Here is a 7164-nt window from a genome sequence, read left to right on the forward strand (position 1 = left end):
CGAGATCAGAGTTTTATTAATTATTTATTTAAATTCAAGTACAATACACAATTTTTAATCTTTCAAGGATGAGTCATGCAAGATTTTAGCAAGGAAAAGATAGAGTCGCTGGTCGCCAGCTGGAAAAATCACAACAAAAACCAATTCTGGCTTAAAAAACAAACCGCGATCTCAAAGTATTTAGGCGAGATAAAGCGCTGCTTGGCGAGCTTTGATGAGGCCGAGAACGAGTTTTTGCAAACTCTGTATATAAATCTCAGCGACGGCAATCTTAGAAGCTGCAAAATTTTATCTTTGGGCGAGAAGTTCGCGCACGCCGAGTATTTCTTTATGGATCAGTTTTTTGATTCCAATATCAGCGCGTTTTATTACGATTTCGCTTTTAAAGACCGCATCGTCGGCAAAAAGGAGCTGTTTCCTAAAAATGCCGTAAAAAGCGTAGCTAGCGTGCTTAGCGGCGAGGATAAAAACATCGTCTCGCTTTATGTTTTTATCGAAAATATCGTTAAAAATTTCAATAGCTACTCTCAAGAGCGCACCGCGCGCGATATTTTTAAACAAAAGCTAGTCAATTTCTACGACGAGCTTTACAGGCTTCTTACGGTGGTGGATAGCGCTTTGGCAATCGATTTTTTCGACGTCGCTCTGCATAATCAGCCCTTCGTGCTGATGGAATTTTTAAAATCCGCGATAAATGCCGATAATTTCTATCTGATCGACAGCTACCTAAGCGACGACGGGATGCTAAATTTAGGACTTGCCGAGGGCGGCGATTTCGCACAAATTTCGCGCGAGAAGCTCTATCTGCTAGCTAGCATATTTGCGCAGTGCAACGATGAGTTCCCGACTCTCATTTATCGCGATGAAACCGCGCAAATTTTATCCTTGCTCTACGACGAAAAAGTTGAAATTTTTGAAGAATTTTACGAAGTAAGTTCGCGATTTATCGCGGAATTTACCCCGTATCCGCAGGACGTCGTGGGAGCGGCTAGGATCGTGTATTCGTCGCTATTTTTTGAATACATCAAAAACTACAAAAGCGAAGAGGTCGCGAAAAATACGATATTTTACGGCGCGATCGGTACCGGCAAGACCCGCAGATTGCGATCTTTGATCACCGAAAAGAAGCTCGCGACAAAAAATTTCCGCTACGTTTGCCTGCACGAAGGCTTTGAATACCGCGATTTCATCGACGGATTTTACGGCAAAAGTTTCATAGACGGCGAGTTTAAAGCGCTTTGCAAAGAGGCGCTAAACGATCCGAAGGGTGAGTATTATTTTCTGATCGACAATGTAAGTGCCGCGAGCTTGGATAAAATTTTAGGCGAAGCCGCGGTGCTTTTGGATCGCCGCTACGACGAGAAAGATGAGCTTTCACTGATCCGCACGAAAAATTCCCACGTAATCGACAGCTTTGAAGAGGGCGAAAAAGCGCGCGCTAGCGTCGTTTTAAAGGACGGCCGCTCATATTTTGCGGTACCTAAAAATTTATACGTCCTATGCACTCTGAATGAGCACAAATGCGTTTCGCCGTCGATTGCGAAGGCGTTTAGATGGATCAGATGCGAGTGTGATTACGGCGTGCTTGAGGATTATTTAAGAGATCGCGAGATCGTAAATGCAAGCGCGGTCGTTGCGGTTTGCAAGGCGCTGAATAAATTTATCGCCGATGAGGCAAAGGGCCTGTGTGCGATCGGGCACGGCGTATTTATGGGGCTTACGCGCTATCAAAGTGGCGCGCAGATCATGCAGGAGGGGCTAAACGGCTTTTTCGCCGAGGTGCTTGATCCGATCTTTAGGTGTGCGTCAAGCGGCGAAGATACCGCTACGAGCCTTAGCGAGCGCATCACTGAAGCCAGGAGCGTGTTTAAATTTTAGTCGCCGCTTACCGGAGATGCTATTTGCAATGAAATTTTAAAATTTCATTGCACTGCGTTTCGTTTGTGCTTGCAGATACGGCGCGCGAAATTGGGTTTAAATTTTATTTTATGCTGCGCGGGATTGCAAGACGATTGTAGCGCCATTTTATTTGTTGTGCAACACACCCATTGGATTGATTAAATTTGCTGTAAATTTAGACTTGAAATTTTAGTTCTCGCTTGCCATGTTTATCGGAGCGCGGGCACGGAGTTGGATTGAAATTTTGAGCTTTAAATTTAGCCTCAGCCGCTAAATTTACACAAAATCTTTATTTTGAAATTCTGCAGTATTTTCTACACGGAATTTTGATTGCTGGTGCAATTTCTGTTTTGATTAAATTTGATTGAATTGAAGCAAACCTGTGGGGCTAAAACAGCGCGTGCTTTTAAATTTAGCTCAAAAGCCCTGCGCCTTTTATCCTCTGCGAGCGATCCGCCGCGTAGATCCTCTTCCCGCCTACTACTTTGCTGCCCTCGATTTTGCCTCCCTTTACGTCGTATTTCCAGATCGGCGCGGCCGCCTTAAAATCCTCCACAAACTCGTTTATTAGCGCCAGAGCGACCTTGCGCTGCGGGCTTACGACGCCTGCGACGTAGGAGCTTTCGTGGATCGGCACGCCCCCGTTTGAATGCGCAAAAAGCACGAATGCGCCCTGTGCCGCGGCCTTTTGCTGCCACGCTTCGAACCAGGTCCGCAAAATCGGCTCGTAGATATCGAAGCTCAGCGCGCAGATGCCGCCCTCTTCGCGCACGATGCCTACAAAAGTAATGAACGCGCCGCAATTTGCGTCCTTAAATTTAGCGTACCAGCGCGATAAAATCGCGTTCACGTCCAAGCTGCCCTCATAAATTTCAGGCTTGATCCCGCTTAAAATTTCCGGATTAAATTTAGCCTCGTTCATAGCCGCCTTCTAAGCTTAGCCGCCGCAAACGGGAGGCAGAAGGCTCACGCGATCGCCGGATTTAAGCGCAAAATTCGCATCATAAATCATCTTATCATTTACCGCTACGGCGCAGTTTGCAAGCCACTCGCGCAAGCCTTCATCCTTTTGCAGCTCCGCTTCTACCTCTTGCAAGGAGCTTGCGTTTAGACGCAGTGGCTCGCGCCCGATCGGCCCTAGAAATTCTACCTCTACCATTTTTATCCTTTTTTAAAGATTGGGCGATTTTAACCAAAAATTCATAAAATTTTATATAATTGCGTAAAAATTTAATGAGAAAAAACGATGAAAATCGATGAAATTTCGACTCCCGCTTACGTGTGCGAGGAGCAAAAACTGGTAAAAAATTTAGAAATTTTACGCGGCGTAGGTGAGCGAAGCGGCGCAAAAATTCTGTGCGCACTAAAAGGCTTTGCGTTTAGCTTAGCGATGCCCTACGTTGACAGATACCTCTGGGGTGCTACTTGCAGCGGCCTGCACGAGGCGAAATTCGCCGCGGAATTTATCAAAAACGGCGAAATCCACACATACTCGCCCGCGTTTAAAGAGGATGATTTGGATGAAATTTTAAAAATTTCAAACCATGTCGTGTTCAATAGTGCCTCGCAGTGGCAAAAATACCGCGCAAAGGCGCTTGCTGCAGGAGCATCGTGCGGCTTGCGGATAAATCCGCAGACCTCCTTCGCGCCTAAAGACGCTTATAATCCGTGCGGCAGCTTTAGCAGGCTAGGGATGAGCCTTGAGGCGCTGCAGCGGGCGATCTTGCAAGACGACGAGTTTTTGCACGGCATCTCTGGGCTGCATTTTCACGCGCTGTGCGAAGAAAGCGCTCAGAGCCTAGAGCGGGTGCTTGAGGTTTTCGAGGCGAAATTCGGCAAGTATTTTAGAGCTCTAAAGTGGCTAAATTTCGGCGGCGGTCATCATATCACGCGCGCAGGTTACGATGTGGAGCTACTGATAGATCTGATCAAAAAATTTCGCGAAAAATACGAAGTCGAAATTTATCTCGAGCCCGGCGAGGCGGTAGGCTGGGAGTGCGGATATTTGGTCGCTAGTGTGCTTGACATAGTAGAGAACGGCGCTAAAATCGCTATTTTAGACGCTTCCGCTGAAGCTCATATGCCCGATACCGTGCTGATGCCGTATCGTCCTGCGGTACGCGGCGAGAGTAAGAGCGGTAAATTTAGCTATCGCTTCGGCGGCAATACCTGCCTCGCAGGCGACGTCGCGGGGCTTGAGAGCGGGCAGCCCGAGTATAAATTTGACGCGCCGCTAAACATCGGCGATCGGGTCATTTTCGAGGATCAGATCCACTATACGATCGTTAAAAACACGACCTTCAACGGCATCAAGCTGCCCGATCTCGTCTTAGCGGACGAGCGCGGAGAGGTTTTGGCAATCAAAAAATTCGGCTACGACGAGTATGCGAGGCGAAACTAGCGCCGCACTTAATGCAAAAATGTAATTTTGCTTTGTAAGAAAATTTTTTGCAAAAAATGATATAATCGGCTCGAATTTTATATCTAAGGAAATCCATGAAAAGATTGTTTCTCGCGCTTTTCGCCTGTATTTATGCGCAGGCTGAGGAGAAAAAATATGCCGATATCGTGCAGGGGAATAGCGATGTTTGGGGCAATGCAAGGCTTGAAAACATCGATAGTTACGGCAACGGCTTCGGTCCGATTTTTCTGCAATTTCAAGGACATCTGCAAAGCTCGGGCTTCTTTGCTTGGTTGGCGCTGGGTGCGGTTTTGGGCGTAATCATAGCTTTTATTGGGCACTACGCGATCATAGGACCGAAGCACTTCGATCATCATGCGGGCAAGCCGATCTATGCGTTTAATAAATTTGAACGACTATACCATCTTGTAGCGGCCGTCGCATGGGCGGTCTTGGTTCCGACAGGCTTGATTATGATGTTTGGCGAAGAATTCGGCGGCGGCGCTTTCGTGAGGTTTTGTAAAAACGCTCACGGACTGGCTACGATAGCGTTTGCAATCTCCGTCGTGCCGATGTTTTTACTATGGTTTTGGCGTATGCTACCGCGAGCTTACGATATCAAATGGATGATGATCGTGGGCGGCTATTTAAGCAAAAAGAAGCGCACGATCCCTGCGGGTAAATTTAACGCAGGCCAAAAGGCGTGGTTTTGGGTCGCGACTTTAGGTGGTATAGTGATGATAGCAACGGGCGCGTCGATGTTTTTCTTAGACTACGATATCCCCGCAATGAGAAGTGCGCTAGGTATGAGTCAGATCGAAATTTTAAGAGCAAGCGCGATTATTCATAATTTTTTGGGCGCGGTCTGCGCGGTATTTTTGCTCGTGCATATCTACATGGCGGTCTTTGCGATCAGCGGTGCCATCCACTCGATGATCGATGGACACAAGCCGGAGGAGGAAGTTTACGTACTTCACCACTACTGGTATCGCGAGCTGTTGGATAAGGGGCAGATCGCTAAATCGCAATTCGAAGCGAAGTACCCGCGCTTATAACTTGGGTAAATTTTATGCGGGCCTGCTTGCGCGCGGCTCGCATTAGCTTTGAGGTTCAAAGAATTTTATTTTTAAGGATTACATATGCAACTAGATTGTCGCAATTTAAATTGCCCGGAGCCGCTTTTGCGCGCTAAAAAAGCCTTCGGCGAGCTAAAAATCGGAGAGAATTTAGAAATTTTAGTAAACGACGTAGCGCCGCGCGAAAATATAAAACGCTTTTTGGCTAAAAACGGCTTTGAGGCGCAAATTTCACAAGCAGGCGCCGACACGCTTATAAAAACCGTAAAAACGGACGAGCTAAAAGATGAAAGTATCGACGATATTTATTGTAATGTCACGGCGCCAAAAAGAGGCAAGGTGATATTCCTAAACGAGGAGCAGTGCGGAAGCGGCCCGATCGGAAAGAGCTTGCTTGCTAAATTTTTAGGTGCGGCGCTAAGCTTAGATGAAAAGCCCGTAAAGGTCATCTGCGTAAACAACGCCGTGCGCATAACCACCAACCGCGGCCACGAATGCTTCGAAGCGATTAAAAAGCTAAGCGAAGCGGGAGCTGAAATTTTAAGCTGCGGAAGCTGTCTGGAGAGCTATAAACTAGTCGATAAGCTCGCGATCGGCGAGATTTCAAACGCATACGAAATCATGGACGTCCTATCAAAATACGAAGTAATCAAGCTATGATCTACAGAGATTTTAACCTCACGAAATTTATTGCAGCCGCCGGTTGAGCCGCCAAGCTTGACCCGGCGGGTCTAACCGAAAATCTTGGAAATTTAATCGAGCCCAATGCAAGCCTGCTTTCGTCCACCTGCAGCAACGAAGATGCGAGCGTATTTCGCATAAGCGACGATCTTGCGCTCGTGCAGACGCTCGATTTTATCACTCCTTTGGTGGACGATCCGTTTATCTTCGGACAGATCGCGGCGGCAAACTCCCTAAGTGACGTATTTGCAATGGGCGGCGAAGTGATAAATGCCCTAAACATCGTGGGTTTTGACGATTGTCATTTCTCAAACGAAATTCTGCGCGAAATTCTGTGCGGCGGCAAAGACAAAATCAAAGAGTGCGGAGGGGCTTTGGTGGGCGGTCACACCATCTCTACCCCCGAAATTTATTATGGGCTTAGCGTCACGGGGCGCGTAAATCCGCGTAAATTTTGGAGCAATAACACTGCGCGCGAAGGCGACCTGCTGATCCTAACAAAACCCCTCGGTACGGGCATCATCGCTACGGCTATAAAGGCGAAATTTCTTAAATTTGAAGAATTTCGTGACGCGATAGAGAGCATGATTTTGTTAAATTTTTATGCCGTGGGCGCGCTAGCGGGTTTAAAAATACATGCCGCAACCGACGTAACGGGCTTTGGGCTGCTCGGACACGCGCTTGAAATGATAAATGAGAGCGTGAGTTTTAAAATTTATCCTAGCAAAATTCCGCTTTTAAAAAGCGCCTTCAGATGCCTTGATGAGGGGCTGATCCCCGCCGGAAGCTATAAAAATTTAAAATTTATCGCACCTGGCGTCGATTCCGAGCCGGACATAACGCTTTGCGACGCGCAAACCAGCGGCGGACTTCTGCTTGCCGTAGCGGAAAAGGACGCGGCGCGAGCGCTTGCGAATTTAAAAAACGCAGGCTACGCTAGTAGCGCTATCATCGGCGAAGTAGTAGCGCGTGCCGAGCATAAAATTTATTTAGTTTAAAATCTTTATCTATTCAGCCCCCTTTAAGCATCGCTCTTGTATAATCACAATTCTGTTTCGCACCGAGCCGAACCTGCTTTCTTAACTCTTAAGTCCTAGTAGTTTTAGC

The 7164-nt window shown here is 47.2% G+C and carries 7 protein-coding genes; 5 read left to right on the forward strand and 2 right to left on the reverse strand.

From position 1 onward, the window contains the following. Window positions 1–75: 75 nt before the first annotated feature. Window positions 76–1878, forward strand: coding sequence for a hypothetical protein (locus KH703_RS04335; protein WP_304294460.1), 1803 nt, complete (start codon window positions 76–78; stop codon window positions 1876–1878). 433 nt (window positions 1879–2311) lie between these two features. Here KH703_RS04335 and KH703_RS04340 read toward each other — a convergent pair whose 3' ends face one another. Both KH703_RS04340 and KH703_RS04345 read right to left on the reverse strand, forming a co-directional pair. After that, window positions 2312–2821 carry a molybdenum cofactor biosynthesis protein MoaE gene (locus tag KH703_RS04340; protein WP_304294461.1) on the reverse strand — a complete coding sequence of 170 codons (510 nt, stop codon included), beginning with the start codon at window positions 2819–2821 and terminating at the stop codon, window positions 2312–2314. A 15-nt stretch (window positions 2822–2836) separates the two neighbouring features. Further along, window positions 2837–3058, reverse strand: coding sequence for a MoaD/ThiS family protein (locus tag KH703_RS04345; protein WP_304294463.1), 222 nt, complete (start codon window positions 3056–3058; stop codon window positions 2837–2839). An 87-nt stretch (window positions 3059–3145) separates the two neighbouring features. On the opposite strand from KH703_RS04345, the gene nspC reads away from it, so the two are divergent. The 4 genes from nspC (at window position 3146) to selD (ending at window position 7055) form a co-directional block, all read left to right on the forward strand. Continuing rightward, a complete protein-coding gene (gene nspC, locus KH703_RS04350) occupies window positions 3146–4300 on the forward strand; it encodes a carboxynorspermidine decarboxylase (RefSeq protein WP_304294465.1) in 1155 nt (384 codons plus the stop codon). A gap of 95 nt (window positions 4301–4395) precedes the next feature. After that, the gene (locus KH703_RS04355) at window positions 4396–5355 is read left to right on the forward strand and encodes a formate dehydrogenase subunit gamma (RefSeq protein ID WP_304294467.1); all 960 of its coding nucleotides are present in this window, start codon (window positions 4396–4398) and stop codon (window positions 5353–5355) included. 84 nt (window positions 5356–5439) lie between these two features. Further along, window positions 5440–6036 (forward strand): sulfurtransferase-like selenium metabolism protein YedF, encoded by a 597-nt coding sequence (gene yedF, locus KH703_RS04360; RefSeq protein WP_304294470.1) that lies wholly within the window; start codon window positions 5440–5442, stop codon window positions 6034–6036. Then, complete coding sequence (gene selD / locus KH703_RS04365; RefSeq protein ID WP_304294472.1) at window positions 6033–7055, forward strand: selenide, water dikinase SelD; 1023 nt, start codon at window positions 6033–6035, stop codon at window positions 7053–7055. The genes yedF and selD overlap by 4 nt, the downstream gene beginning before the upstream one ends. Window positions 7056–7164 lie beyond the last annotated feature (109 nt).

The organism is Campylobacter gracilis, from assembly GCF_018374135.1.
Classification (GTDB): Bacteria; Campylobacterota; Campylobacteria; order Campylobacterales; family Campylobacteraceae; genus Campylobacter_B; species Campylobacter_B gracilis_A.